This is a genomic window from Kribbella ginsengisoli, from assembly GCF_039537185.1.
Taxonomy (GTDB): Bacteria; Actinomycetota; Actinomycetes; order Propionibacteriales; family Kribbellaceae; genus Kribbella; species Kribbella koreensis.
On the sequence record NZ_BAABAA010000001.1, the window covers coordinates 897607 to 923398 of the forward strand.

Consider the following 25792-nt stretch of genomic DNA (forward strand, 5'->3'; position numbering starts at 1 on the left):
GGCCCGGCGATTGCGGGACGCTTACGTAGGCGGACGCCGCGGGGTTTTGGTTGACCGGCCGCCGATAATGGGGACATGACAGAGAGCACCAGGCAGTACGCAGTACAGAAGTCCGACGAGGAGTGGCGCGCGAAGCTGTCCCCGGCGGAGTTCCAGGTCCTCCGCAAGGCCGGTACCGAGCGCCCGTTCACCGGCGAGTACACCGACACCAAGACCATCGGCGTCTACAAGTGCCGTGCCTGCGACGCCGAGCTCTTCCGCAGCGAGACCAAGTTCGACTCGCACTGCGGCTGGCCGTCCTTCTTCGCCCCGCTCGCCGAGGACCGGGTCGAGTACATCGAGGACCACGACCTCGGCATGAAGCGGGTAGAGGTACGCTGCGCCAACTGCGGCTCCCACCTCGGCCACGTCTTCGAAGGCGAGGGCTACGGCACCCCCACCGACCTCCGCTACTGCATCAACTCCGTCAGCCTGTCCCTGACCCCCGCGGAGTAGTCAGCCCAGCAGAGCCGCGCGGTTCGTCAGGATGTACGAGACGGCCGCGCGGTAGCCCCCGGCGTGATCTTCGTCCCGGTGGACGTCGAACGCCGGGTTCCCGGCTCTGACCTGCTGCTCGATGTTCGCCGCGTGCGACAGCAGTCGGATGACGATCAGATCCAGCACCGCCGACGGTTCCACGCCCAGCGCGTAGGAGTCGCAGAACAGCCGCAACCGCCGGGCCCGATCGGGTTCGGCGCGCCACCCGAACGGCTCCAGCCAGGCCGGCGGATGGAACGGTACGAACTGGTATGCGGCGTACGAGAGATCCCAGACCCGGTTCGACGGGCGGATCGTGTCCCAGTCGATGATGCCGACCACCTGGCCGCCCTCGAAGAGCAGGTTCCAGGGCGCCAGGTCGTGATGACCGATGCAGTCGATCGCCAGTGGTGCGGCCACCTCCAGGTCGTTCCAGGCCGTCGGGTCGACCGGCTCGAAGCCCGCAGTCGCGTCGTGCAGCCGGCGGATTGCGCGGGCTACGTTGACCAGCGCTTCGTCCGAGCGGAGGTCGTCGCTGAGCGGCGGGTGGCCCGCTGTGCCGGGCAGGTACGAGAGCGTCTCGGTGTCTTCGTCGGCTTCGAGGAAACGTGGCGACAGCTCGAAACCGGCCTGCTCGAGGTGTTGGAGCAGGGCGTGGGTGTTCGCGGTGCTGCGGCGGCGGTGGATCGTGTCGGCGCGGCGTACCGGCTTGGAGAAGCGGCCGCCGGGGAGGACCTCGTCCATCAGATCGGGGTGGCGAGGGCTACTGGGTTGTTGTCGGGGTCTGAGACGTAGGCCTGGCGTTCGCCCCAGGGCATGGTGGCCGGCTCCTGGAGGATCGGGTAGCCGGCCGCTCGGAAGGATTCGACGGTGGCTGCGACGTCGTCCACGTAGACGAAGAGTTCGAAGCGGGGGGCCGTGCCGACGGTGATGCCCAGTTGGGCTTCGGGCCAGTTGGAGTCGGCGATTCCCAGCGAGGAGTCGCCGCGTTCGAGGCCGACGTAGTGGGGGTCGCCTTCGAGGGGGAACTGGTAGCGGGACTCGTAGCCGAGCAGGGCATAGAACTCCAGCGACCGGCGGACGTCGGTGACGTACAGGACCGGGAAGGCCTTGCGTTCCATCGTCACGCCAGGTTCGCGATCAGTTCACTCAGCCCGGTCCGCTTGCCGGTGTAGAAGGGGACCTCCTCGCGCACGTGCCGCCGGGCCGTCGACGCGCGCAGGTCGCGCATCAGGTCGACCATCCGGTGCAGCTCGTCGGCCTCGAAGGCGAGCATCCACTCGTAGTCGCCGAGTGCGAAGGACGCGACCGTGTTCGCCCGTACGTCGGGGTAGCCGCGGGCCATCTTGCCGTGCTCCGCGAGCATGAACCGGCGCTCCTCGTCGGGCAGCAGGTACCACTCGTAGGACCGCACGAACGGGTAGACGCAGATGTAGGCCCGCGCCTCCTCGTCGGCCAGGAACGCCGGGATGTGGCTCTTGTTGAACTCCGCCGGCCGGTGCAGCGCGAACTGCGACCAGACCGGTGCCAGGTGCCGGCCGAGCCGCGAGCGACGCAGCGCGTGGTAGGCGTCCTGCAGCGCGTCGGAGGTCGGGGCGTGCCACCAGACCATGAAGTCGGCATCGGCACGGAAGCCCTCCACGTCGTACCAGCCGCGGATCACCACGTCCTGGTCGGCGCCGAGCTTGCCGAGCAGTTCGTTGAGCTCCACCACGAGCTCCTCGCGGTCCGCCTCGCCGAGCGGCGTCTCCACCTTGAACACCGACCACATGGTGTAGCGGATGACATTGTTCAGCTCGCGCGCCTTCGGCTTCGTCTCGGTCACCCAGCCATTGTCGCCAATGGATCTGCCCGACCGTGCCCCGGGTTGGCCCTACTCTTCGTGACAACAGTCACCATCAGGGGGAATCACCATGCGCGGTCTACCCAGAGCGGCCTCGATCCTGATCTGGATCACGGCCCTCGCCTACGTGTTCGTCGCTGCCATGGCGTGGCGCGACTACGCGGTGTACAAGGACGATCTGGCCAGTTGGGACCCCGCGGCGGTCGACTGGGTGGACGTGCTGTTCCTGGTCCCGGCCCTGTCGGCGGCCGTCGTCTTCGTCGTCTGGCTGTGGCGTGCCCGGACGGCTGCGGAGGCGATCAACCCGTGGTTCCCGCATCGTCATGATCGAGGCTGGGTGATCGCGAGCTGGATCGTCCCCATCGTCTTCCTCTGGTATCCGCTGCAGGTCGTCAGCGACGTCATCGCCGGCAGCACGCGGCAGGTCGAACCAGGCGTACCTGAGAAGCTGCCGGCCGGCAGCAACGTCGTCAACGTCTGGTGGGGCACCTGGATCGCCTACACCCTCGTTGATCTGTTTCCGGTCGGCCCGGACGAAGATGCGACTGCCAGTGACTTCCTCTGGGGTGCAGTGCACCCGACTGTGACCGCAGTGCTGAACGTCGTCTGCGCGGTCTACGCCGTCCGGGTGATCCGGCTGGTCACCGACCTGCAGGCGTCGACGCCTGCAGATGAGCTTGCACCTGGCTTGCCGCCTTACCAGCACTAGCGACGCAGGCAGCGATCCCAACACCCCGGTACGCCGCTCCGCACACAGCCAACCCAGGTTGACCGGCAACGGCCGCCTCAACCCGGTCAACGCGGTCCAGGTGGCCGACGGCGTACTGCGGAAGGCCGCCGCCCCACCTGGTCACCAGCGACCCGACCACCGGCGTCTGCAGGCCCACAGCGGCTCGTAGATCCGCCGCTGCCAGAGCAGTGAGCTCCTCATCCGAGCGCTGGAGCACGTACTCCTCACCGAGCCGCCCGACCGAGCAGCGGAGTACTGCGAGGTCTCCCCCGGCGTCGGCGGACCACTGCCACTTGGCGTGCGAGTAGGTCGACGCCTTGATCGTGCGGCCCTCCACGGACGGCACCAGGAAGCCGGAGCCGGTTGCGGTCGACGGCCAGTCCGCCTTGCGCACCGCGAGCGTCACGATCGCCATGCTCGCGTACTGGATGGCCGCGAGCTCAGTAGCTGCTTGCGGGACCGCGTCGGCGAGCATTCGGGCCGCTGGGGCTGCAGGGACGGCGATGACGATCGCATCGGCCTGGAGGAAGGTCGGGGCGGGTACTGGGCCGGTCTCGAGTTCGTAGCCGTCGGCGGTCTGGCGGATCCGGCGTACGGTCGTACTGCGCTGGATCTGGACGCCACGGGCTAGCAGGTCCGTCTCCAGGGCGGTGATCAGCCGGTTGATGCCGCCCTTGATGCCTGCGAAGACAGGTGCTCCGGCCGTGTTGCGGCGCTGGCCGATCTCGCGCAGCTCGGAGGTTGCCGCCAGCAAGCTCGGGGCCGTCTTCAGCTTGGCGTAGAGCTCAGGTACCGCGGCCGCCAGCGAGATCTCCTCGGCACGACCGGCGTACACGCCACCCAGCAGCGGGTCGACGAGGCGGTCCGTCACGGCTGAGCCCATGCGCTCGGCGACAAACCGGCCGATCGCCACGTCCTCTGTCAACGCGGGCGCTGCGAGCTCGGGCTCGTGTGCGACGGCCGCAGCTGCGTCCTCGCCCAGGACGTCGACGGTCGACTTCGGGTCCGTCGGCACGCCCATCACGGTCGGCGGGATCGCGCGGATGCGGTCGCCGATCCAGAGCCCGGCCGAGGTCGTTGCCGGATGCACCAGGTCGTCACCGAGCCCGACGGCCTGGATCAGGTCGACGGCTTCGGGACGGCGCGCGAGTACGGACTCGGCACCTAGATCCACCGGGATGCCTTCCAGCGAAGCCCCCGCCAACTTCCCACCCAGCCGCGGTGAGGACTCGAGGACGGTAATTCGAGGCGGGTTGGCCCCGCTGGCCAAAGCATGAGCCGCAGCCAGCCCGCTGATCCCGCCACCGACGACAACTACCGAGCGCTCCACGACCCCATCAGATCAGACGCCCAAAGCCAGCACGTACTCGATCCCCGGCCGGCCTCCGTACTCCCGCTCCCCGACCCGCACGAAGCCGGTACGTTCCAGCACCTTCTGCGATCCCACGTTGGTCAGATTGGTCCCCGCGCGAAGTTCCTTCAGGCCGTACTCGCCTGCCGCCAGCTCACACAGCTCGCGCACGGCGGCGGTCGCCAGCCCACGCCCGGTCCACCGCTCGGCGATCCGATAACCGAGCTCGGCAGACCCGTCGGCGACATCAACCAGATTCACCCGACCGACTATCTGCCCGTCGTCCTCCACCAGCACGTGGAAATGCAGCTCCCCCGCGTCCTGATCGACCAGCAACTCAGCCAGCCGCTCGTCGAACTCAGCGAAGAACGCGTCCCCACGGTCAGAGATATGAGCCGAGAAGTACCCGCGGTTCTCCACCTCGAACGCACGCAAAGCATCCGCGTGCCCCGCGGCCAGCCGAACAAGGCGGACGCCCTGCGGCAACCCCCTGGAGCCCGCCGGTTGCCACGGCGCAGCCGCTCCGCGGCTAGAAGTCGCGGGGTCCGCGCCGTCAGGCACGAGCCGACTTTTCGTGGACCGCCTTGACCACTCGGTGGAGGACGTCGGGGTCGGTGGTCGGGGGGACGCCGTGGCCGAGGTTGAAGATGTGGCCGGGGGCGGACTTGCCTTCGGCCAGGATCCGGTCGATCTCGGGCTCGATGGCGTTCCAGCCGGCGATCAGCAGGGCGGGGTCGAGGTTGCCCTGGACCGGCTTCGGCGATCCGCCGGCCGCGACGATCCGGCGTACGGCCTCGTCGAGCGGCACTCGCCAGTCGACGCCGACCACGTCCGCGCCGGCCTCGCTCATCAGGCCGAGCAGCTCGCCCGTGTTCACCCCGAAGTGCAGCCGCGGTACGCCGTACTGCTCCAGCGCCGCGAACACCTTCGCCGAATGCGGCTGCACGAACTCCGCATAGTCACGCGCCGACAACCCACCGGCCCACGAGTCGAACAGCTGGATCGCCGACGCACCGGCCTCGATCTGCACCGACAGATACGCGATCGCCACATCCGCCAGCCGGTCCGCCAAGGCGTGCCACAGCGACGGGTCGCCGTGCATCAGCGCCTTCGTCTTCGCGTGGTCCTTGCTCGGCCCGCCCTCGACCAGGTACGACGCGACCGTGAACGGCGCCCCGGCGAACCCGATCAACGGGGTCCCGCCGAGCTGCGACACCAGCCCCTGCACCGACTCGATGATGTACGGAACGTCGGCCTCGGTGACCGGGCGTACCGCGTCCAGACCGGCGAGATCACGGATCGGGTCCGCGACCACCGGGCCCACCCCGGGCTTGATCTCGACGCCGAAGCCGGTCGATTTCAGCGGCAGCACGATGTCGGAGTAGAAGATCGCCGCGTCGACGCCGTAACGGCGTACCGGCTGCAGCGTTATCTCCACGACGAGGTCGGGCCGCATACACGACTCGAGCATCGTCGTGCCTTCGCGGATCGCCTTGTACTCCGGCAGCGAGCGACCCGCCTGGCGCATGAACCAGACAGGCGTGTGCGGGACCGGTTCGCCCCGGGCCGCTCGCAGGAAGGCGGACTCCGGTAAGGCATCGGTAGCGGTGGGTGATTGAGCAGGTTGCGTCACGGGCACAGGACCGATGATCCCATGCCCGGAACCTGTCACCGGCGCGTCGTCACCGGCGTCGGTGAGTAATCAGTCGTAGGCTGCGAAGCATGGGTGCCCGCAAGCAGGTCGACGCGCCACCCGCGGAGTTCGCCGAGGCCCTCACTCAGTTGCGTGAGGCACGGTTCCGGCCCGAGGTGTTCGTCGAGGAAATGCCCGCCCCGCAGCGGATCGCTCCGCACGCGGCGGCGGTCAGTGCCGACGTGACGGTCGACGGTGACGATGTCGCCACCGGCCGGCTGGTCGTCCTCTACGACCCCGCGGGGAACGACGCCTGGCAGTCGACCTTCCGCTGTGTCGCGTATGTGCGTGCCGCCGTCGAACCGGAGATGGTGACGGACGCACTGCTCGGTGGCGTGGGCTGGACCTGGCTGATGGAGGCACTGGCCGACCGGGGCGCGGAGTACCTGGCCCCGAGCGGTACCGTCACCAGGGTGGTATCCGAGAGTTTCGGCGGGATGGCCGATGACGACGCGACGGCTGAGATCGAGATCCGTGCGTCCTGGAGTCCTGTCCCAGGGCCGGACGGGATGGTCGACGTGAGTCATCATGCCGAGGCCTGGGGCGAGGTGCTCTGTACAGCGGCGGGACTCCCGCCGGTACCGCCGGGGGTGGTCGCGATGCCGACCCGGCGCGGTCAGCGGGGCCGATGAGCCCGGCCGAGACCCAGCAGCAGCCGCCTGTCCCGGATGACCCGGCCGAAGACCAGCCACTGCTCGAGCTGCGCGACGGACTGTCCGACGTCATCGACACCGACCCGGCCCTGGCCGAGGTCGTCGAAGCCTTCCGCTCCGGCACCGGCCCGGTGGCCGTCGACGCCGAGCGCGCCTCGGGCTACCGGTACTCGCACCGCGCATACCTGGTCCAGCTCCGCCGGGAGGGTTCCGGCTCGGCGCTGGTCGACCCGATCCCGTTCGGCGACCTGTCCTCGCTCGGCGACGCGATCGTCGACGCCGAGTGGATCATCCACGCCGCGAACCAGGACCTGGCCTGCCTGGCCGAGGTCGGCATGGTTCCGCAGACGGTCTTCGACACCGAACTGGCCGGGCGGCTTCTCGGTTATCCCAAGGTCGGGCTGGCGTCGCTCGTCAGCGAAGTACTCGGCTACAAGATGCGCAAGGAGCACTCGGCGGCCGACTGGTCGACGCGTCCGCTGCCCGGGCCGTGGCTGATCTACGCCCAGCTCGACGTCGAGATGCTGATCGAGTTGCGCGATGCCATTGAGGCCGAGCTGCGCCGCGAGGGCAAGTGGGAGTGGGCACAGCAGGAGTTCACCGCGATCCTGAGTGCGCCGCCGCGTGAGCCGAAGCCGGATCCGTGGCGACGGACGTCGGGGATGCATCGGGTGCGCAATCGCCGGAGTCTGGCGGTGGTACGGGCGTTGTGGGAGGCACGCGATCAGATCGCGGAGTCTGCTGACATCTCACCCGGGCGCATCCTTCCGGACGCGGCGATCGTCGAGGCCGCGGCCGCGATGCCGGTCGACCGCGACACGTTGCAGAAACTGACTGCCTTCAAGGGGCGCGGCGCACATCGCCACATGCGCACCTGGTGGGAGGCGATCGACCACGCCCGCCGCCTGCCGGACAGTGAACTTCCCAAGCAGGGCCCCCGGTACGACGGACCGCCACCGGCTCGCGCCTGGGCTGATCGCGACCCGGATGCGGCTGCTCGGCTGTCGGCGGCGCGCTCGGCCGTCAGCGAGATCGCCGAAGCCCACCGGCTCCCGACCGAGAACCTGCTCTCCCCGGACACGATCCGGCGACTGGCCTGGACTCCCCCGGCCGACGCGGACCTGACCGCGGTGTCGACGTTCCTGCGCGAGCACAACGCCCGCGACTGGCAGATCGGCCTCACCGCCGAGGTCCTCACCGATGCCCTCGCCACCGAGGCGACTCCGAACGAAACGCTCGAAGAACCTAGTTCTTAGTCTTCGCGCGGACATGCATGCGCTCACCCTGCCGACCGAACAGGCTGAGCACCTCGACCGGTCTTCCGTCCGCGCTGCCGAACCAGTGCGGGACCTTCGTGTCGAACTCCGCCACCTCGCCGGCGCCGAGCACCACGTCATGCTCGCCCAGCACCAACCGCAGCCGTCCCTGCAGGACGTAGAGCCACTCATAGCCCTCATGGCTGCGGAGGTTCGGCTCATTGCCGCGGTCCGGCACGATCAGCTTGTACGCCTGCAGCGGCCCCGGCGCCCGGGACAACGGCACGAACGTCTCCCCACTCGCCGACTTGTGCGGCCTCAGCTGCACTCGCGGATCACCGACCTCCGGAGCCCCGACCAGTTCGTCCAACGGCACCCGGTACGCCGTCGCGAGCGGCAACAGCAACTCCAGGCTCGGCCGGCGTTGCCCGGACTCCAGCCGCGACAACGTGCTCTTCGAGATACCGGTCGTTTCCGCTAGTACCGCCAGCGTGATCCCGCGCTGCGCCCGCAACCGCCGCAGCCGATCCCCCACCTCGTCGAGCACCGCCTGGTACGCCGGTTGTCCTTCCATGTGCTGCAGTGTCCCAGAAACAGCAACAAGAATTGCCGCTCCTGCCACCTGCGCCGCACTGTGCGGACATGACCCCGACCACCGCCGAGCCGGCAACCCGCGCCTCGACCCCATGGGCCCTGACCGGCCTGTCCTTGACCATGTTGCTGTCGTCCCTCGGCGTCAGCATCGCCAACGTCGCCCTGCCGACCCTGGCCGACTCCTTCGAGGCCACGTTCCAGCAGGTTCAGTGGATCGTCCTGGCCTTCCTCCTCGCCAGCACCACCCTGATCGTCACCGTAGGCCGCCTAGGCGACCTCACCGGGCGCCGCCGCCTCCTGCTACTCGGCATCTCCGTCTTCACCGCCGCCTCGCTCGTGGCCGGCCTCGCCCCCGCACTCTGGCTCCTGATCACCGCCAGAGCTGCCCAGGGCCTCGGCGCCGCCGTCATGATGGCGCTCACGATGGCCTTCGTAGGCGACATCGTCCCCAAGGCACGAACCGCCAGTGCGATGGGCCTGCTGGGCACAACCTCCGCGATCGGTACGGCGCTCGGCCCGTCCCTCGGCGGCGTACTGATCGGCGCCTTCGGCTGGCGCACGATCTTCCTGATCAACCTCCCACTCGGACTCCTCACCTTCACCCTGACCATCAAGCACCTGCCGGCCGACCACAGCAGGCCTGCGATGCCGGCGCGGCGGTTCGACAACGCGGGCACTGCGGCGCTTGCCGGAACGCTTGCCGCGTATGCGTTGGCGATGACGGTCGGAGGCGACATCGGCGGCGCTCTGGGGTTCGGACGGAGCGCCGGCGTCGTGGGGTTGCTAGTCGTGGCGGTTGCCGGCTTGGCCACCTTCGTCCGGATCGAGACCCGAGCCGCCTCACCACTTGTCCGGCCTGCCGCCTTCCACGACCGCACGCTCAGCACCAGTCTGGCCATGAGCGCTCTCGTCTCCACGGTGATGATGGCCACGCTGGTCGTCGGGCCGTTCTACCTCGCCAGGACGTTGGGGCTCAGGGCGGCCGTGGTCGGGCTTGTGCTGTCCGTGGGACCGCTTGTTGCGGCGCTCACCGGCGTACCGGCTGGGCGGGTTGCTGACCGGTTCGGCGTACGGCGGATGACCGTCGCGGGATTGGTTGCGATCGCAGTAGGCGCCGGTGCGCTGGCCGCGATGCCGGCGAGGCTGGGGATCGTCGGCTATCTGGTGCCGATCGTCGTGATGACCAGCGGCTACGCGACCTTCCAGACGGCCAACAACACCGCCGTACTGACCGATCTCCCGCCCGACCAGCGCGGCGTCGTGTCCGGTCTGCTCAACTTGTCCCGCAACCTCGGCCTGATCACCGGTACCGCCGTGATGGGCGCCCTCTTCGCCGCCACCAACCTGCACTTAACCTTCGCAGTCGCAGCAGCCCTCATAGTCGCCGCCCTCACCCTCGCAATCGCCCGGCCGCGCGCCATCCGGCCACTCGAATCTGCCGCCGTCAGCTAGTCGGCGCCGGGCCCGGCACCTACGCGTGGGTGCTGGACGGCCGCACCGGTGGCCGCTGGGGAGCGACGCGAGGTGCTCAGGACCCGCGCCACCACAGCCGGGTGCAGCAGTGCGGTGGGTGGGTCGGCCAACTGGAGTACGCGATTGAAGGCGCGTGCCACCGGCACCGATACGTGGGCCGCACGGACCACCTGCGCGATGTAGCCGTTCAGCTGGGCAGTACCGGCCGGCCTGTCCCCCACTGTCTCCGGATGGCCGAAGTCCCCACCGACGGCGATGCGCCAGGGTGCTTCGATCACCCGGGCCGCCTTGCGATGGAACCGTCGCGGCAACTCCGGCGAGAGCACCCCAACACCCCGCGCCACCTCCTCCAGCGCAGCAGCCTGGAGCGCCGCCGACGACATCCCCTGCCCGTAGATCGGATCGAAGCTACTCGCCGCATCCCCCAGCGTGACCAGCCCGTGCAGCAACTGCGCCTTCTCGAAGTGCCGCCGCTGACTCGACGGAAACCGGTACGTCGCAACCTCCGACACCCACTCGCACCGCCCGATCAGCTGCCCAACCACCGGACTGGGCAACGACTCCGCGAACGCACGCACCCCGTCCTCGTCCCCAGGCGGCACATCCCCATGCACCCCCGCCAACGTCACCTGCCACCGCTCCCCCTCAACCGGCAGTACGGATCCACCCCGAAACGACCCCGGATTGTCCACACACGCAATGAAGTCCCCCTCGAAGTCCCCCGTCGAACGACGCATGAGGAAGGACGCGTACCCGATATCGATGCCCACCCGCGTAACCGGCACCTCAAGCCGCCCGGAGCTCGCCAGGTCATGGACGATCCGCGAATTCCGGCCCGAGCAATCGACCACCAGCTCAGCCGCCCGCTCCGCACCTCCGACCACAACCCCACTCACCCGCCACTCCCCGGCACCACCGCGGATTGCCTCGCCCGCTCCAGCCGGAGCCGCCCTGCGGTCCACAACGGTCAGCCGCTCGACCAGGGCGCCGTCTTCGATCGCCACCCCGGGCAGGGCGGCGACTCGTGCCCGGATCACCTGCTCCAGCAGGGGTCGGGTCATGCAGAGGACTGGCCGACCCCAGTCGCCGCGGGCTCGGTAGGCCCCACCCTGGTACACCCAAGCATTGCGGCCGTCGACTCGTACCGCGCCTTGGGTGACCAGCTCATCCTCGATGTCCGGGAACCAGTCGCAGAGCCGGTCCAGGCCGGCCGCGAGCAGCAGATGCAGGTGCCGGCCCTGCGGGACGTGGCCACGAGGTGCGACGGCACCCGGGAGCCGCTCGCGCTCCAGCACGACCACCGAAGCAGCGTGCTCAGCAAGGGCTCGGGCGGCGAGCAGCCCGGCAATGCTGCCTCCGACAACAATCACGCGCCCCTCACGCGACCTCGCCACGGCCCACCTCCCTCTCGTACTCAGGTTAGATCCCCGTAACCGCCCGCTCCCTTGACTGCCACGCCCGCCAGGTCAATCGTCAGAAGGAGGGGGATTTCCGATGACCACAAAACCTGCGCCCGACGACCGGGTATTGCCCTACACCCGCATCCTGTCGCTCGCCATCGTGCCGTTTCTGATCGCGGGATTCGTGATCCTGTACCTGTTCCCGCACCACACCGCCCACCTCTGGGCCTGGCCGCTCCGCCCGACGATGACCGCGATGGTCCTGGCATCGGCGTACCTCGGCGGCGCCTACTTCTTCGTCCGGGCAGCCCTCGAACGCCACTGGCATGTCCTTGCCCCCGGCATGCTCTCGGTCACCGCCTTCGCCACCCTCCTCGGGCTGGCGACCGTCCTGCACTGGAACAAGTTCACCCACGACAACCCAGCCTTCTGGATCTGGACCGCCCTGTACTTCGCCGCCCCCGTCCTCGTCCTGACCGCCTGGCTCCTCAACCGCCGGTACGCCGCCCCCGCCCGCACCCCCGACGACCTGCTACCACCGTCGTTGCGCGCGGCCGTGGCCGCCATCGGCACTCTGGCCCTCGTCCAAGGCGCCGCCATGTTCATCACACCAACGACCTTCATCGACCTCTGGCCCTGGCCTCTCACCCCACTCTCAGCCCGAACCCTCGCTGCCGTCCTCTGCCTGGGCGGCGCAGGACTGGGTATCTGGCACGACCCCCGCTGGTCGACCCTCCACCGAATGCTCGAAGTCGAACTGGTCATGGTCACCCCGATGCTGCTCGCCGCCGTCGTCGCCCACGATCAACTCGATGCCGGCAAGCCACTCGCCTGGCCCCTGCTGACCGGCTTCTCCCTCCTTTTCATCACCTCGGCGGTGGTAGGAGGACGCCGAAGCCGGCGACCGCTAGTCGCAGCAGGACCTGGCCGGGTGTGAGCAGGTCGGCGATCTTGGCCGCGCTCAGTAATTCGAGTTCTGCGAGCCGGATGGCATACGCCTCCGCGGAGATCACCCGAGCTTGGTGGAGCTCGACGGTGTTGTGCCAGACCTTGCGGCGGGATTCGCGGAGGAAGCGTTTGGAGGCTCGTTGGTTGAGGGGGCGGAGGGCGCGGTCGAGGAGGGTGCGCGCTGAGCGGGTTGCGAGTTCGGCGTCCTCGGCGGCTACCCGGTCGGCCAGCACACCGTCGATTCGTTCGTGGTCGCGGCGTCGGCGGTCGAGTAAGGCGGCGTCGTCGAATTCCTCGGCGGAGATCACGGCGAGCAGCGACTGCGGCAGGTCGTAGTTGATGTGGGCGTTGACGCCGAGCAGTACGTGCGCCAGCGGCGGCAGGGTCGCGGGTGCGTCGAATGCCAACCGCCACGGGCGCGGGACACTCTCACCGGCCCGGTCGGCGTCGAACGCCTTCAGGTAGAGGCCGGCGAAGTCGACGTCCCAGACCTCGACCCAAGCGGGATCCTCGAAGGCTCCACGATCGACAGCGCGGGCCACCGCGCTCGTCGTCCGCTGGTAGGTCGCGAGGAACTCACGGCGCGACTCCTCGGCGGGCGTGAGGCTGTCGAGCCGCTCCTGCAGAGCGGCGACAACCGCCGCGATGTCCCCCGATTGCTCCATGACATTCAGTATGTTCTCGCCGAGCTTTCCCGGCGAGAACATACTGAATGCGCTACGCCGGGAGCTGGGCCTCGATCGCGGTGACGACCTCGTCCGACTCCGGCAGGGTCTGCGGGCGGAAGCGGGCCGCGACGGTGCCTTCGGGGGTGACGAGGAACTTCTCGAAGTTCCACTGGACGTCGCCTGCAGCACCGTCCGCGTCGGGGGTCAGGGTCAGTTCGGAGTACAGGGTGTGCCGGCCGTCGCCGTTGACCTCGAGCTTGTCGAGCATCGGGAACGTCACGCCGTACGTGGTCGAGCAGAACGTCTCGATCTCCTCGGCCGTGCCGGGCTCCTGGCCGCCGAACTGGTTGCAGGGCACGCCGAGCACGGTGAAGCCGCGGCTCGCGTAGCGCTTCTGCAGGTTCTCCAGGCCTTCGTACTGCGGGGTGAGACCGCACTTGGAGGCGACGTTCACGAGGAGCACCGCCTTGCCCTTGTACTCGGCCAGCGAGGTCTCGGCGCCGGAAAGGGTCTGCAGCGGAATGTCGTACAGGCTCATCAAAATCCTTAGGAGGTCGGCAGATTGCGGGAAAGGAATTCTTCGGTCCGGCTCCACGCGAGGGCTGAGGCCCCGGCGTGGTGGAAGGCGGGCATCGGGTTGTCGAAGGCGTGCCCGGCCCCGGGATAGCGATGGATCTCGGTGCGGGGACCGTCGACGGCCGCGATGATCTTGTCGACGACGTCGCTCTTCAGGTAGTCGTCGGCGTCCCCGAAGTGATGAAGGCTGACCGCGTCGACGGAGGGAGCCAGCTCCAGCAAGTTGGGCAGCGCGGAGCCGTAGTAGCTCACCAGTACGTCGGGAGACGACACAGCGGCCACATTGAAGGCCAGTCCCCCGCCGAAGCAGAAGCCCACGATGCCAACACCCTGCTCGCGGCTACGCAGGTAGTCGAGCGCGGCGACCGAGTCCGACACCGCGGTCGGCCAGTCGACGCGCTGCATCAGGCCGACCGCCTGGTCCAGGACGTCCGGCGCCGACTCGTCCAGCTCGGCGCCGTCCAGGCGCCAGTAGATCTCCGGTGCGATCACGTAGTACCCGAGGGCGGACAGATCGAAGGCCCGCTGCCTGATGTAGTCGGAGACCCCGAAGATCTCTTGCAGCAGCAGGATGCCGGGCCCGGATCCGTTGGCAGGTTCCCACACGTGTGCCGGCATCAACCCCGTGCCGGTATCAATCTCCAAGGTCACACCTTGGAGCCTACTTCGCGTCGACAGACTCCCGTCGCGACACCTGCTCGGCTGGTGCAGGCATCCAGCGCTGGGACTCCGCTATAGCCGCCCGCAGGAGCTCGTAGAGCCGCTCATCCGGGTTGGAGACACAGGCCTGCGAGATGCCCTCCACAGCACACGACACAGCCCGTGGAGCCGTCCGGCGCGCGAAGTCCGGAGTACCGCGGTGTGGTCGCGCAGTGAAGGTCTTGGCCCACTTGGTAGCCGCCGGTACGCCGTCCAGCGCCTCCTGAGCCTCAGGTCGCAAGCTGTCCAGCGGACGGCCGTCCAGCCCAGCCAGGTGGCGCTCCCCCACGAGCAGGGCGACTGCCAGGATGTACTGCCGCTCCTGCGACACCACCGGCAACGCATGCTCGATGCAGACCGCCGTCACCATCGGTACGACGTGCGGGTCCTCCGGGACCAGCCCGATCACCGAGGGGATCATCGGCGCCAACCGGGCCCGTCCTGCGTCCGTCGTGCAGTCATTGACGTCGCGGGCCACTCCGGCCAGCAGTGGATGGGTACAGGCCGGATGATCCGACCAGGGCTCGCCCGCGAGATACGAGGCGAACTCCATGAAGCAGGCACCCTTGCGAGGGTTTCGGTGTTTGCCCCGCGACAGAACCGGGACAGCAAGCTCGGAATTGTTCATTGCGGCTCCTGAGACGCTCCTCGTCCCAGAATGCGCCCGAAATCCCGTGGATGCCACGGGTTACCGACATCGGCTTGTGAGCAGCGGCACAGGCGTGGCGGGTTGGGGTGGAGTGTTACCGACGGGTAGCCTTGGTCCTGCTCCCACTCCTGGAACCCAGAGGAGGGCCTCGTGCCCCGTGAGATCCGCGATGTCGTCTTCGTCGACGGCGTTCGCACCCCGTTCGGAAACGGCAAGGCCACCGGCCTGTACGCCGAGACGCGCGCCGACGATCTGGTGATCAAGTGCATCCGGGAAATTCTCCGGCGCAACCCGTCGCTGCCGCCGGAGCGGGTGGAGGAGGTCGCCATCGCGGCCACCACCCAGCTCGGTGACCAGGGCCTGACCATCGGCCGGACCGCGGCCCTGCTGGCGGGTCTGCCGAACACCACGCCGGGCTACGCCATCGACCGGATGTGCGCGGGCGCCATGACGGCCGTGACCACGCTCGCGTCCGGGATCGCCTTCGGTGCCCAGGACGTGGTGATCGCCGGCGGTGTCGAGCACATGGGCCGGCACCCGATGGGCGAGGGCGTCGACCCGAACCCGCGGATCATCTCCGAGAAGCTCGTCGACACCAGCGCGCTGGTGATGGGCTCCACCGCGGAGAACCTGCACGACCGGTACCCGAGCATCACCAAGGCCCGGGCCGACGCCTTCGCCGTCCAGTCCCAGGAGCGCGCCGCCAAGGCGTACGCGAACGACCTGATCCAGCCGGACCTGGTCCCGATCGCGATCCGCTCGGCCGAGCACGGCTGGGGTCTGGCGACCGCCGACGAGCCGATGCGCCCGGGCACCACGCTGGAGGACCTGGCCAAGCTCAAGACCCCGTTCCGCCCGCACGGCCGGGTCACCGCGGGCAACGCGGCCGGTATCAACGACGGCGCCACCGCCGCCCTGCTCACCTCGGCCGAGGCCGCCGAGGAGCTCGGCCTGAAGCCCAAGATGAAGCTGGTCTCGTACGGCTTCGTCGGCGTCGAGCCCGAGGTGATGGGCTTCGGCCCGATCCCGGCCACCGACAAGGCGCTCAAGCTGGCCGGCCTGACCATCGACGACATCCAGGCCTTCGAGGTGAACGAGGCGTTCGCCGTCCAGGCGCTGGCGTTCCTCGAGCACTACGGCATCGCCGACGACGACCCGCGGGTCAACCCGTACGGCGGCGCGATCGCCTACGGCCACCCGCTGGCCTCGTCCGGCATCCGGCTGATGACCCAGCTGGCCAAGCAGTTCGAGCTGCGGCCCGAGGTCCGGTACGGCCTGACCACGATGTGCGTCGGCCTCGGCATGGGCGGAACCGTCATCTGGGAGAACCCGAACTTCGAGGGGAACAAGGCATGAGCTTGCAGGACCTCATCGACGAGGCCGTCGCGATCGAGAACGACGAGCTGGTCACGCTCGCGCCGAGCCGCGACGTCGAACTGCCGAACAAGGCCGGCACGCTGGCCCTGATCACCCTCGACAACGGCCAGGACCACACCAAGCCGAACACCTTCGGCCCCAAGGGTCTGGCCGAGCTGAACAAGGCGATCGACGCCGCGCTGGCCCGCGAGGACATCGTCGCGATCGCCGTCACCGGCAAGCCGTTCATCCTGGCGGCGGGCGCGGACCTCAGCGGCGTACCGAAGCTGGCCGGGCGCGAGCAGGCGCTCAACCTGGGCAAGATCGGCCACGGGGTGATGCGCAAGCTGCTCGACGGTGGCAAGCCGTCCTTCGCGTTCGTCAACGGGGTCGCTCTTGGTGGCGGCCTCGAGGTGGCGCTGCACGCGCAGTACCGGACCATCTCGGTCGCGGCCGGGATGATCTCGACGCCCGAGGTCTTCCTCGGGCTGCTGCCGGGCTGGGGCGGCAACTTCTTGCTGCCGAACCTGATCGGCGCGGACAAGGCCGTCAAGGTCGTCGTCGAGAACGCCCTGAACCAGAACAAGATGCTCAGCGGTCCCGAGGCGGTCAAGTTCGGGATCGGCGACGTGCTGCTGGACTCGGCCGACTTCCTCGAGCAGTCGCTGATCTGGGCGAGCAAGGTGCTGACCGGCGAGATCGTCGTCGAGCGGCCCGAGATCGACCGGGGCGAGGCCTGGGACGCGGCGGTTGCCCGCGGTAAGGCGTTCGCCGACCTCAAGGTGAGCGGCGCGGCGCCGGCGCCGTACCGGGCGCTGGACCTGATCGCGGCGGCCAAGGACAACGACCGCGACCGTGGCTTCGCGGCCGAGGACGAGGCGCTCGCCGACCTGATCATGAGCGAGGAGCTGCGCAGCGGCCTCTACGCCTTCGACCTGGTCAACAAGCGCGCCAAGCGGCCCGCGGGCGCGCCGGACAAGTCGCTGGCCCGCAAGGTCACCAAGGTCGGCGTCGTCGGCGCCGGTCTGATGGCCGGCCAGCTGGCACTGCTGTTCGTCCGCCGGCTCGAGGTGCCGGTGGTGCTCACGGACCTCGACCAGGAGCGCGTCGACCGCGGTGTCGGCTATGTGCACGGTGAGATCGACAAGCTGCTCGGCAAGGGCCGGATCCGGCCGGACAAGGCCAACCAGCTCAAGGCACTCGTCACCGGCTCGGTCGACCGCTCGGTCTTCGCCGACGCCGACTTCGTGATCGAGGCCGTCTTCGAGGAACTGCAGCTGAAGAAGACGATCTTCGCCGACCTGGAGAAGATCGTCCGGCCGGACGCGATCCTCGCGACCAACACCAGCTCGCTGTCCATCACCGAGATGGCGGCCGACCTGGAGCACCCGGAGCGGGTCGTCGGGTTCCACTTCTTCAACCCGGTCGCGGTGCTGCCGCTGCTGGAGATCATCCGCGCGGACCAGACCGACGACGCCTCGCTGGCGACTGCCTTCGCCGTCGGCAAGACGCTGAAGAAGTCCTGCGTGCTGGTCAAGGACGCGCCGGCCTTCGTGGTCAACCGGCTGCTGACCCGCTTCCTCGGCGAGGTCAGCGCGGCGGTCGACGAAGGTACGCCGATTCCCGAGGCGGACAAGGCGCTGTCGGCGCTCGGTCTGCCGATGCCGCCGTTCGTGCTGCTGCAGCTGGTCGGGCTTCCGGTCGCGCTGCACGTCGCCGAGACGATGAACCGGGCGTACCCGGATCGCTTCGCGGTGTCGGCGAACCTCGCCAAGGTAGTTGCTGCAGGCAAGAGTTCGTTCTACGTCTGGAGCGCCGAGGGCAAGCCGTCGGTCGACCCCGAGGTCGAGGCCCTGGTGACCGTCGGCGACAAGCCGTCGACCGCCGAGGAACTGCGCAGCCGGGTGCTGTCCGCGCTGGCCGAGGAGATCCAGATCATGCTCGACGAGGGCGTGGTGGCGCAGGCGCAGGACATCGACCTGTGCCTGCTGCTCGGTGCGGGCTGGCCGTTCCACCTCGGTGGGATCACGCCGTACCTGGACCGTAGCGGCATCGCCGAGAAGACCAACGGCAAGCGATTCCTGCCCAAGGGGCTCGCGAGCCTCGCGTAACGCCTTCGGTCTGCTGGGGGTCGGTCCGGTGCCGGAAGCCCGGTCCGGCCCCCAGCATCTTTTCCCCACGACTTCTGCTTTTTCTTCTTTTTGCAACATGCGTCGCGGAACTTCCACCCAGTGTCATCAGTTGTCCTTCATGGACTGAACCAGAGCTGGGGAGAAAATGAGCAAGCGCGTGGAACAGAAGTCTCAGGCTCGCGAGCGGGCGGCCTCACTGGCCGCCGAGCAGGCGCGGGCCGAGCGCCGCCGGAAGCTGCTGATCGCGATCAGCGCCGTCGTGGTGGTGATCGTGGTGATCGGCGGACTCGTCGCCGTCCGCCTCGCCGGCGGCGGCAAGAAGGACGAGGCGGCCGGCCCCTCCGGTACGGCGGATTCGAGCCTCATCTCCACGCTCGCCAACATCCCGCCCGCGACCTTCGCCGCGGTCGGCAGCGATGCCGTGAACGCCTCCCCCGCGGCCATCACCGCCCCGCCGCTGACCGCCAACGGCAAGCCGAAGGTGCTCTACATCGGCGCCGAGTTCTGCCCGTACTGCGCCGCCGAGCGCTGGCCCGTCACGGTCGCGCTGTCCCGCTTCGGCACCTTCAGCAACCTCGGGACGACCCACTCGGCCTCGGCCGACGTCTTCCCGAACACGGCGACGCTGTCCTTCCACGGCTCGACCTACACCAGCCAGTACCTGTCCTTCACCGGCGTCGAGACGACGACCAACGAGCAGGTCAACGGCCAGTACGCGCCGCTGGACACGCCGACCGCCGAGGACCAGAAGACGTTCGCGACGTTCAACCAGCCGCCGTACGTGAAGAGCGGCGGCTCGATCCCGTTCGTCGACCTCGGCGGCAAGTTCGTCGGCTCCGGCGCGACGTACTCGCCGGAGATCCTGGCCGGCAAGACCCAGACCGAGATCGCCGACGCGCTGAAGGACGCGAACAGCCCGATCGCCAAGGCGATCGACGGCTCGGCCAACGTCTACACCGCGGCCATCTGCGCCCTCACCGACAACCAGCCCGCCGCGGTCTGCTCGACCGACGCGGTCAAGGCAGCGGCCGGCAAGCTCGGGAAGAGCTGATCCGGTGAGCTCCGGTGTCGCGACGCAGCAAAAGTCGATCGGCTGGCTCCCCTGGACGACCTTGGTGCTGTCCGTCGCAGGGGTCGCGGTCGCGGCGTACCTGACCTACGAGCACTACACCGCCGGTACGACGCTCGCCTGCCCTGACACCGGCGTCGTGAACTGCCTGAAGGTGACCAGCAGCCAGTACTCCAAGCTGTTCGGCATCCCGGTCGCCCTGCTCGGCCTGCTGTTCTTCGTCGGGATGACGGCGCTGTCGTTGCCACCACTGTGGCGCACGGCGTCCCCGTGGCCGAGCCGGCTCCGGCTGGCGGCGGTCGTCGTCGGAGTGGTCTTCGTCTGCTACCTGATCTGGGCCGAGCTGTTCCAGATCGACGCCATCTGCCTGTGGTGCACGGTCGTCCACGGCCTGACCATCGTCCTGTTCGGGCTGGTCGTCATCCGTCAGGCTCTGCCACCTCTCGAGGACTAACCCCGGAACTTCTTCACTGCGGTGACCAGCTCGGCCGTTGTCTTGCCCGTGTGCTTCTTGATGATCGCGGCGTCGGCGGCCGGGCTGACACCGTGCTGGGCGAGGTCCGTGTAGAGCGCCGCCATGCCCTTCACGCCCTCGGTGGAGACCAGGTACTCCGTCGCCCACCAGGACTGCCCGTACGACCGGTCGCCGCTGGCGTCGAACTCCTTCTCCCCCGGCAGCACCTTCATCGACGGCAGGTACTTCGTCTTCACGATCGAGCGATACGGATCGACGGTCCAGCGCGGGTCGTCCTCGATCGACCGGCAACGAACGTACTCCGCGACGCCCTCGACCAGCCATGTCGGCGTACCGAGGCCGATCGGCACCGTGGCGACATGCGTCATCTCGTGCACGAGCAGGTCCTCTTCGAGGTCCTTGCGGACGGCCGGGTTGATCACGATCCTGCTGCCCACCGGCGCGACGGCCTTCACGCTCAGCGGCTCACCGTCGTACAGGGTGACGGCCTTCGCCGCGATCGTCCAGCCCGCTCCGTTGCCGGTCGTCCAGTGCATCGACATCACCCGGGGCTCGGGCATCGCGATCACCATCACCTTGCCGTTCCAGGGCCGCGGCCAGTGCTTGCGGACGGCGGCGACGGCGTCCTGCGCGATGCCGGCGATCTTCTTGCCCATCGGGATTTCCTTCTTGTCCACCACGACGGTGACCGTGCCGCGGTGGACCACCTTGACCGGCTGGAAGTCCCACGGCTGGCGATGGCCGTCCTCGCTCAGCGACTCCTCGATCGCGTCGTCCGCGACCAGGATCCAGTGGCCGGAGCGGAGTACGAAGGTGTAGCCGAGGTCGGTCTGGACCGGCTTCGGGTCGAGCCCGGTCAGCTCGTAGCGCATCATCACGCGGGTGGTGAAGGCCGTCTTGCCGTACTTCGCGACCATCTTCGGCGCCGGTTTCTCGTCGGCGACGAAGTACCGCAGATTGGTGAAGTCGAACTGCCGCAGATTGCCGAACAGCACCCGCTGCTCGGCGACGAGCTTCGGCTGCTTGGGATCGACGGACGCGATGAAAGCCTTCTCGTCGTCCTTGAGGACTGCGGTCGCACGCTTGGCCAGGACCGCATCCACAGCGGCCTTCCGGGACTTCGACGAGCCGGTTTTGGCGGTGGCCTCCGCGGCGGCCGCAGTACCGCCAGGAGACCTGCCGACGTCCGGCTTGGTCACCACGACGACGCCGACGGCACTCGCCAGGACCAGCGCGGTGGCGCCCGCGAAGAGGCGTCCCCGCTTCATCGTCATCTCGCGCTCCTCGCCCGCCCCGATCCGGCCGGACGGATATTACTCCCCAAATCCCTACTCCGGGGTTGCGAAGAGGCCGCGCCCTGGCGGACACGGCCTCTTCGTGAGGTGGACGACTACGCCCTGGTGCTCTCGCCAGTGCGCTCCGTCTCGCCGACACGGCTCTTGCGATAGCCGTAGACCGCGTAGACGGCGAAGCCCAGCACCATCCAGACCAGGAACCGGATCCAGGTCTCCAGCGACAGGTTGAGCATCAGGTAGATGCAGATCAGCGCCGCCAGGATCGGCACCACCGGGTTGCCCGGCACCCGGAACGAGCGCGGGATGTCGGGCCGGCTCCGGCGCAGCAGCGGCACCGCGATGGAGACCAGGGTGAACGCGGCCAAGGTGCCGATGTTCACCATTTCCTCGAGCTTGCCGATCGGAGTCACACCGGCCACGATCGCGACCACCACGCCGATACCGATGGTGAGGCGGTACGGCGTACCGAACTTCGGGTGCGTCTTGCCCAGCGTGGCCGGCACCAGGTGGTCGCGGCTCATCGCGAAGACGACACGCGCGGCGCCGATCATCAAGGTGAGCACGACGGTGGTCAGACCGGCGACCGCGCCGGCCGAGATCAGCGTCGCGAAGCCGGGCTTGCCGACCGACCGGAAGGCCTCAGCCAATGCCGCTTCACCACTGATGTCGGTGTACTTGACCATGCCGGTGATGACGATGCAGACCAGCACGTAGAGCACCGTGCAGATCGCGAGCGACCCGAGGATGCCGCGGGGCAGGTCGCGCTGCGGGTTCTTCGCCTCTTCCGCGGTCGTCGCGACCACGTCGAAGCCGATGAACGCGAAGAACACCAGCGAGGCGCCGGACACCAGGCCCATCACGCCGAACGTCGACGGCGCCCCGAAGATCCACTGGATCAGCGGAGTGGTGATGGAGGCGTCGTCGTTGGCGGCCGGCACGCTCGGCGGGATGAACGGGGTCAGGTTCGAGCTCTTGATGTAGAACAGCCCGGCGATGATCACGAACAGCACGACGAACAGCTTGACCGCGACCAGCGCGAGGTTGACCCGCAGCGACTCCTTGATGCCGACCGTGGCCAGGATGGTCAGCACGATCACCAGCAGCATCGCCAGGACGTTGACGTTGGCATCGGGCCCGATCGAGTCGGGCCAGCCCAGTCCTATCTCGTCGAGGAAGAGCTTCGCGTAGGTGGACCAGCCCTGGGAGACGACGCTTGCCCCGAGCATCAGCTCGAGCAGCAGGTCCCAGCCGATGATCCAGGCAAAGATCTCGCCCAGCGAGAAGTACGAGAACGTGTACGCCGAACCGGAGACCGGCACGGTCGAGGAGAACTCCGCGTAACACAGCGCCGCCAGCGCGCAGCAGATCGCCGCGAACACGAACGACAGCGCGATGCCCGGACCCGCGTAGGCCTTGGCGGCGCGGCCGGTCAGGGTGAAGATGCCGGCGCCGATGATGACGCCGATGCCGAAGACGGTCAGGTCGAGGGCGGTGAGGCGTTTCTTGAGCTGGTACTCCGGCTCGTCGGTGTCCGCGATCGACTGCTCGATCGTCTTGGTTCGCAACAGACTCATCTGTACGCCTCCTCAAACTCGGACGGAACCCTCCGAACCCTGCCAACCTGACGGGTTGAGGTCAAACCGCCACTCAGCGTTGAGGCTCGTAGTCCTTAAGGTAGATCCACAGTGTCGCCTCGGTGAATCCGGTGCGAGTCAGCAGGATCCGGTCCCGTGCCGCCTGATCGGTGCCGTGCCTGGCCAGATCCTCGTACAGGTCCTCGACAGCCGCCAGTCCGAGGCGTTTCACCAGGAAGCGGACGGCCAGCCAGCTCACGCCGTACACGTCGGCGTTGTTGTTGTAGAAGCCCTGGTCGGTCGGCAGCGCGCTGAGCAGCGGCAGGGCGTCGTCGATGACCTCCTGCTCCCATTTGCCGACCTCGCCGGGTCCGCTGATCGCCTCGATCCCCCGCCAGGACACGTACTCCGCCGCGCCTTCGGCCAGCCACAACGGTTCGTAGCTACCGAGATCGGCGGTCGCGACGTGAGTGATCTCGTGGGACAGCAGGATCTCGTCGACGCGGTCGCGTTCCTTGGGATTGACCACGATGTACGCGCCGGCGACCGTACCGTCGGCGGTGTCCTGGCCGGGCAGCGACGAGAAGGTCGAGCCGGCGCTCGCGGCCGACTCCACGTCCTCGTCGTTGAAGCGCGCGTCGCGGACATCGGAGTCGTCCAGCGCCGCGATCAGCACGGAGCCATGCCACTTGCGCGGCCAGTACGCGGTGACCTCGCCGAGCGCCTCGGTGGCCTCGGTGACGATCGAGCGGCCGCGCTGGGTGTCGCCCTTGTCGACCAGCACGAGCACACGCGGGCCGCGATGGACCTCGAAGCGGCCGAGGTCCCAGGCCTCCTGGTGCGCGCCCGGGCCGAGCTCGTCGTCGAGGTCGTTGTCGTCGGCCATGATCCAGCGGCCGCCGCGATGCACGAACGTGTAGCCGAGCTCGGTCGTCACCGGCACCAGATCGACCTCGTGGATCTGGTACCTCATCAGCACCCGGACCAGGTACGTCGAAGCGCCGTGCGCGCGGACCGCCTTCTGGTCGAACCGCTCCTCGGCCTGGCTGTAGCCGATCTCGTCGAGGCCGAGCTCGACCAGGTTCGCGAACAGCACCTTCTGCTCTTGCCGCAGCTTCTTGTTCGCCGGGTCGACGTCCTGGAGGAACATCTTCTCGTTGACGGTCCGGACGGCCTTGGCGCGGCGGAGCAGGATCGTGTCGACGGCCAGCCGGCGGGCAGCGACGGCCGCGGCGGTCTTGGACGGCGGCTTGGTGCCGTTGTTCGGCTGGGTCGTCGGCGGCTTGGTGAGGGCCGCGCCGGGCCTGGCCCGGGCATCCTGCTCGCGGTCCTCGACCGCGTAGACGACGCCGGCGGAGACCACGGCCACGGCAATGAGCAGGCCCAGCCAGCGGCGGGGCCCGTGGGGCGGAACCTGAGCGCCGGACGGTGCGGCGCTAGGTGTTGTCGAACTCACGTCGGGTCGATTCCTCCGGTCCGCCCGTCCTGCTACAGCCCGGCTACCCTACTCGCTCCTACAGTTTCCACCACCGACACGCCGGGTATACAGACTGCCCCTAAATGCCCGCCTCTTTTTTCAGAGCGAGAAAGAGGCGGCCCTCGGTGAGGTTGAGGTGCTCCAGCATGATCCGGTTGCGCTCGGCCTGGGTGCTGCCGAGCGAGGCCATCTCCTGGTAGAGCGTGCCCACCTCGACGCCGCCGAAATGACGGAACAGGTAGTCGACCGCGAGCCACGACATCGGGTACGAGCTGTCCGAGTCCTTGAAGAACACGTTGTCCGCGGGCAGCCCCTTCGCCTTGGCCAGGTACTTCGTCTGGACCTCCTTGCGGTACTTGTCCAGCGCCAGGTTCTCCTCGCCGGCCATCGGCAGGAACTCGACGTACGTCGCCGCGCCCTCCACCAGCCAGCGCGGCGCGTACGCCCCGTACGGCGCCGTCGCCACGTGCGTGAACTCGTGGGCCAGCGTCCGGGCGTCGACCTTGTCGCGGTTGCGCGGGTTGATCACCACGTACGAGTCGGCCCGCTCCCCCATCGCCGTCACCTCGCCGGGCAGCGTCCGGTACACCCAGGTCGCCATCGCGAGCGCGTCCTCGGCGTTCTTCGGCACGGTGTAGTCGGCGCCGCGGACGATCTTGTCGTCCAGCGCGATCACCACGCCCGAGCCTGTCCAGCCACCCGGCCAGGCCTTGCTGACGGCCTGTACCGCGCTGACCGCTTTCGCCGCGAGGTTGTTCGCGAGCTTGGTCTGGTTGTGCTCGACCACGATCAGCACCCGCGGCGCGCGCTTCACCAGGATCTGGCCGAGGTCCCAGGCCTCCTGGTGCGATCCGCGCGGAAGCAGGTGGTCCATGTCGCTGTCGGACACCAGTAGCCAGCTGCCGTCGGACTTCTGGGTGAAGGTGTAGCCGAGCATCGTCCGCACCGGCTGCGGGTCGATGCCCTTGATCTGGTACCTCATCACGACACCGACCAGGTAGGTCGACGGGCCGTACTTGTCCACGAGCCGCTGGTCGAACTGCTCCTGGAGCTGCTCGTACTGCAGGGTCGCGAACCCGAACTGCCGCAGGTTCTCGAAGAGCAGCGTCTGCCGTTGGCGCAGCGTCTTGTTGGCCGGGTCGACGTCTTGCAGGAACTCCTGCTCGTTGTTGCGCTGGACCGCCTGGGCGCGGCGGAGCAGCACCTTGTTCACTCCGGCCGCGCGGGCCGTCTCGTCGATCTCCGGCGGTCCGGACGTCTTCGGCGAGGCGATGGCCTGGTCGGAGTCGGCGCTGGACTTGTGCAGGGCGAGCCCACCGGCGACGGCTCCGGCGACGAGAACCAGCGAGAGCAGCAACGGCCAGA

General features: G+C 68.5%; 26 protein-coding genes. 10 read left to right on the forward strand and 16 right to left on the reverse strand.

Features of this window, described 5'->3' with window-relative positions; genetic code table 11:
• Positions 1 to 75 precede the first annotated feature (75 nt).
• Entirely contained in the window at positions 76 to 495 is a 420-nt protein-coding gene (gene msrB / locus ABD768_RS03945) for a peptide-methionine (R)-S-oxide reductase MsrB (RefSeq protein ID WP_343978476.1), read from the forward strand.
• Here msrB and ABD768_RS03950 read toward each other — a convergent pair whose 3' ends face one another.
• Genes ABD768_RS03950 through hemQ form a run of 3 tightly spaced genes read right to left on the reverse strand, consistent with a single transcriptional unit; the run spans position 496 to position 2341 of the window.
• Positions 496 to 1260 carry a phosphotransferase enzyme family protein gene (locus ABD768_RS03950; RefSeq protein ID WP_344837408.1) on the reverse strand — a complete coding sequence of 255 codons (765 nt, stop codon included), beginning with the start codon at positions 1258 to 1260 and terminating at the stop codon, positions 496 to 498.
• Positions 1260 to 1637, reverse strand: coding sequence for a VOC family protein (locus ABD768_RS03955; protein WP_343979486.1), 378 nt, complete (start codon positions 1635 to 1637; stop codon positions 1260 to 1262). The genes ABD768_RS03950 and ABD768_RS03955 overlap by 1 nt, the downstream gene beginning before the upstream one ends.
• Positions 1638 to 1639: 2 nt before the next feature.
• Positions 1640 to 2341 carry a hydrogen peroxide-dependent heme synthase gene (hemQ, locus tag ABD768_RS03960; protein ID WP_343978470.1) on the reverse strand — a complete coding sequence of 234 codons (702 nt, stop codon included), beginning with the start codon at positions 2339 to 2341 and terminating at the stop codon, positions 1640 to 1642.
• A gap of 88 nt (positions 2342 to 2429) precedes the next feature.
• On the opposite strand from hemQ, the gene ABD768_RS03965 reads away from it, so the two are divergent.
• Positions 2430 to 3068, forward strand: coding sequence for a DUF4328 domain-containing protein (locus ABD768_RS03965; protein WP_344837411.1), 639 nt, complete (start codon positions 2430 to 2432; stop codon positions 3066 to 3068).
• Here ABD768_RS03965 and hemG read toward each other — a convergent pair.
• From hemG to hemE, 3 genes are read right to left on the reverse strand one after another with little or no spacing between them, the layout of a single operon-like run.
• Positions 3001 to 4419 (reverse strand): protoporphyrinogen oxidase, encoded by a 1419-nt coding sequence (gene hemG, locus ABD768_RS03970; protein WP_344837413.1) that lies wholly within the window; start codon positions 4417 to 4419, stop codon positions 3001 to 3003. The two genes, ABD768_RS03965 and hemG, sit on opposite strands and share 68 nt — an antisense overlap.
• Before the next feature lie 12 nt (positions 4420 to 4431).
• The gene (locus ABD768_RS03975; RefSeq protein ID WP_344837416.1) at positions 4432 to 5001 is read right to left on the reverse strand and encodes a GNAT family N-acetyltransferase; all 570 of its coding nucleotides are present in this window, start codon (positions 4999 to 5001) and stop codon (positions 4432 to 4434) included.
• On the reverse strand, positions 4994 to 6079 hold the full coding sequence (hemE, locus tag ABD768_RS03980; protein ID WP_344837418.1) for a uroporphyrinogen decarboxylase: 1086 nt from the start codon (positions 6077 to 6079) through the stop codon (positions 4994 to 4996). Before hemE ends, ABD768_RS03975 begins: the two co-directional genes overlap by 8 nt.
• 83 nt (positions 6080 to 6162) lie before the next feature.
• Between hemE and ABD768_RS03985 the strand changes: the two genes are divergently transcribed.
• Together ABD768_RS03985 and ABD768_RS03990 are read left to right on the forward strand one after the other, a co-directional pair.
• The gene (locus tag ABD768_RS03985; protein WP_328323152.1) at positions 6163 to 6765 is read left to right on the forward strand and encodes a DUF3000 domain-containing protein; all 603 of its coding nucleotides are present in this window, start codon (positions 6163 to 6165) and stop codon (positions 6763 to 6765) included.
• Positions 6762 to 8042, forward strand: coding sequence for an HRDC domain-containing protein (locus tag ABD768_RS03990; RefSeq protein ID WP_344837421.1), 1281 nt, complete (start codon positions 6762 to 6764; stop codon positions 8040 to 8042). The genes ABD768_RS03985 and ABD768_RS03990 overlap by 4 nt, the downstream gene beginning before the upstream one ends.
• On the opposite strand, the gene ABD768_RS03995 is transcribed toward ABD768_RS03990, so the two are convergent.
• Positions 8032 to 8616, reverse strand: coding sequence for a helix-turn-helix domain-containing protein (locus ABD768_RS03995; RefSeq protein WP_344837424.1), 585 nt, complete (start codon positions 8614 to 8616; stop codon positions 8032 to 8034). The two genes, ABD768_RS03990 and ABD768_RS03995, sit on opposite strands and share 11 nt — an antisense overlap.
• Before the next feature lie 68 nt (positions 8617 to 8684).
• Here ABD768_RS03995 and ABD768_RS04000 point away from each other — a divergent pair, with 68 nt between their 5' ends.
• A complete protein-coding gene (locus ABD768_RS04000) occupies positions 8685 to 10088 on the forward strand; it encodes an MFS transporter (RefSeq protein WP_344837427.1) in 1404 nt (467 codons plus the stop codon).
• On the opposite strand, the gene ABD768_RS04005 is transcribed toward ABD768_RS04000, so the two are convergent.
• Complete coding sequence (locus tag ABD768_RS04005) at positions 10085 to 11503, reverse strand: FAD-dependent monooxygenase (RefSeq protein ID WP_344837430.1); 1419 nt, start codon at positions 11501 to 11503, stop codon at positions 10085 to 10087. The genes ABD768_RS04000 and ABD768_RS04005 overlap by 4 nt on opposite strands.
• Positions 11504 to 11603: 100 nt before the next feature.
• Here ABD768_RS04005 and ABD768_RS04010 point away from each other — a divergent pair, with 100 nt between their 5' ends.
• Positions 11604 to 12446, forward strand: coding sequence for a hypothetical protein (locus ABD768_RS04010; protein ID WP_344837433.1), 843 nt, complete (start codon positions 11604 to 11606; stop codon positions 12444 to 12446).
• Here ABD768_RS04010 and ABD768_RS04015 read toward each other — a convergent pair.
• From ABD768_RS04015 to ABD768_RS04030, 4 genes are read right to left on the reverse strand one after another with little or no spacing between them, the layout of a single operon-like run.
• A complete protein-coding gene (locus ABD768_RS04015; protein ID WP_343978437.1) occupies positions 12376 to 13122 on the reverse strand; it encodes a DUF5995 family protein in 747 nt (248 codons plus the stop codon). The genes ABD768_RS04010 and ABD768_RS04015 overlap by 71 nt on opposite strands.
• Before the next feature lie 52 nt (positions 13123 to 13174).
• Entirely contained in the window at positions 13175 to 13663 is a 489-nt protein-coding gene (locus ABD768_RS04020; RefSeq protein WP_344837437.1) for a glutathione peroxidase, read from the reverse strand.
• Between the two features lie 8 nt (positions 13664 to 13671).
• Positions 13672 to 14352, reverse strand: coding sequence for a dienelactone hydrolase family protein (locus ABD768_RS04025; protein ID WP_343978432.1), 681 nt, complete (start codon positions 14350 to 14352; stop codon positions 13672 to 13674).
• Positions 14353 to 14362: 10 nt separating this feature from the next.
• Positions 14363 to 14953, reverse strand: a complete 591-nt coding sequence (locus tag ABD768_RS04030) for a hypothetical protein (RefSeq protein ID WP_344837439.1) — start codon at positions 14951 to 14953, stop codon at positions 14363 to 14365.
• 246 nt (positions 14954 to 15199) lie between these two features.
• Between ABD768_RS04030 and ABD768_RS04035 the strand changes: the two genes are divergently transcribed.
• The 4 genes from ABD768_RS04035 to ABD768_RS04050 all read left to right on the forward strand — a co-directional run bounded on the left by ABD768_RS04035 (position 15200) and on the right by ABD768_RS04050 (position 20060).
• Entirely contained in the window at positions 15200 to 16405 is a 1206-nt protein-coding gene (locus ABD768_RS04035) for a thiolase family protein (protein ID WP_343978426.1), read from the forward strand.
• Entirely contained in the window at positions 16402 to 18516 is a 2115-nt protein-coding gene (locus ABD768_RS04040; protein ID WP_344837441.1) for a 3-hydroxyacyl-CoA dehydrogenase NAD-binding domain-containing protein, read from the forward strand. Before ABD768_RS04035 ends, ABD768_RS04040 begins: the two co-directional genes overlap by 4 nt.
• Before the next feature lie 178 nt (positions 18517 to 18694).
• On the forward strand, positions 18695 to 19588 hold the full coding sequence (locus tag ABD768_RS04045; RefSeq protein WP_344837444.1) for a DUF929 family protein: 894 nt from the start codon (positions 18695 to 18697) through the stop codon (positions 19586 to 19588).
• Positions 19589 to 19592: 4 nt separating this feature from the next.
• Positions 19593 to 20060, forward strand: coding sequence for a vitamin K epoxide reductase family protein (locus ABD768_RS04050; RefSeq protein WP_343978418.1), 468 nt, complete (start codon positions 19593 to 19595; stop codon positions 20058 to 20060).
• On the opposite strand, the gene ABD768_RS04055 is transcribed toward ABD768_RS04050, so the two are convergent.
• The 4 genes from ABD768_RS04055 to ABD768_RS04070 all read right to left on the reverse strand — a co-directional run bounded on the left by ABD768_RS04055 (position 20057) and on the right by ABD768_RS04070 (position 25784).
• Entirely contained in the window at positions 20057 to 21355 is a 1299-nt protein-coding gene (locus ABD768_RS04055) for a hypothetical protein (RefSeq protein WP_343978415.1), read from the reverse strand. The genes ABD768_RS04050 and ABD768_RS04055 overlap by 4 nt on opposite strands.
• Before the next feature lie 116 nt (positions 21356 to 21471).
• Positions 21472 to 22950: an amino acid permease gene (locus ABD768_RS04060; protein ID WP_343978412.1), complete on the reverse strand. Its 1479-nt coding sequence runs from the start codon at positions 22948 to 22950 to the stop codon at positions 21472 to 21474.
• A 73-nt stretch (positions 22951 to 23023) separates the two neighbouring features.
• Complete coding sequence (locus tag ABD768_RS04065) at positions 23024 to 24406, reverse strand: hypothetical protein (protein WP_344837448.1); 1383 nt, start codon at positions 24404 to 24406, stop codon at positions 23024 to 23026.
• 100 nt (positions 24407 to 24506) lie between these two features.
• Positions 24507 to 25784: a hypothetical protein gene (locus tag ABD768_RS04070; RefSeq protein WP_344837450.1), complete on the reverse strand. Its 1278-nt coding sequence runs from the start codon at positions 25782 to 25784 to the stop codon at positions 24507 to 24509.
• Positions 25785 to 25792: the final 8 nt, after the last annotated feature.

Excerpts from the sequence above, each read along its gene's own strand:
- msrB (WP_343978476.1), top strand. The coding sequence starts at position 76 with ATGACAGAGAGCACCAGGCAGTACGCAGTACAGAAGTCCGACGAGGAG.
- ABD768_RS03950 (WP_344837408.1), bottom strand. The coding sequence starts at position 1,260 with ATGGACGAGGTCCTCCCCGGCGGCCGCTTCTCCAAGCCGGTACGCCGC.
- ABD768_RS03955 (WP_343979486.1), bottom strand. The coding sequence starts at position 1,637 with ATGGAACGCAAGGCCTTCCCGGTCCTGTACGTCACCGACGTCCGCCGG.
- ABD768_RS03965 (WP_344837411.1), top strand. The coding sequence starts at position 2,430 with ATGCGCGGTCTACCCAGAGCGGCCTCGATCCTGATCTGGATCACGGCC.
- ABD768_RS03985 (WP_328323152.1), top strand. The coding sequence starts at position 6,163 with ATGGGTGCCCGCAAGCAGGTCGACGCGCCACCCGCGGAGTTCGCCGAG.
- ABD768_RS03990 (WP_344837421.1), top strand. The coding sequence starts at position 6,762 with ATGAGCCCGGCCGAGACCCAGCAGCAGCCGCCTGTCCCGGATGACCCG.
- ABD768_RS03995 (WP_344837424.1), bottom strand. The coding sequence starts at position 8,616 with ATGGAAGGACAACCGGCGTACCAGGCGGTGCTCGACGAGGTGGGGGAT.
- ABD768_RS04000 (WP_344837427.1), top strand. The coding sequence starts at position 8,685 with ATGACCCCGACCACCGCCGAGCCGGCAACCCGCGCCTCGACCCCATGG.
- ABD768_RS04010 (WP_344837433.1), top strand. The coding sequence starts at position 11,604 with ATGACCACAAAACCTGCGCCCGACGACCGGGTATTGCCCTACACCCGC.
- ABD768_RS04015 (WP_343978437.1), bottom strand. The coding sequence starts at position 13,122 with ATGGAGCAATCGGGGGACATCGCGGCGGTTGTCGCCGCTCTGCAGGAG.
- ABD768_RS04020 (WP_344837437.1), bottom strand. The coding sequence starts at position 13,663 with ATGAGCCTGTACGACATTCCGCTGCAGACCCTTTCCGGCGCCGAGACC.
- ABD768_RS04030 (WP_344837439.1), bottom strand. The coding sequence starts at position 14,953 with ATGGAGTTCGCCTCGTATCTCGCGGGCGAGCCCTGGTCGGATCATCCG.
- ABD768_RS04040 (WP_344837441.1), top strand. The coding sequence starts at position 16,402 with ATGAGCTTGCAGGACCTCATCGACGAGGCCGTCGCGATCGAGAACGAC.
- ABD768_RS04055 (WP_343978415.1), bottom strand. The coding sequence starts at position 21,355 with ATGACGATGAAGCGGGGACGCCTCTTCGCGGGCGCCACCGCGCTGGTC.
- ABD768_RS04060 (WP_343978412.1), bottom strand. The coding sequence starts at position 22,950 with ATGAGTCTGTTGCGAACCAAGACGATCGAGCAGTCGATCGCGGACACC.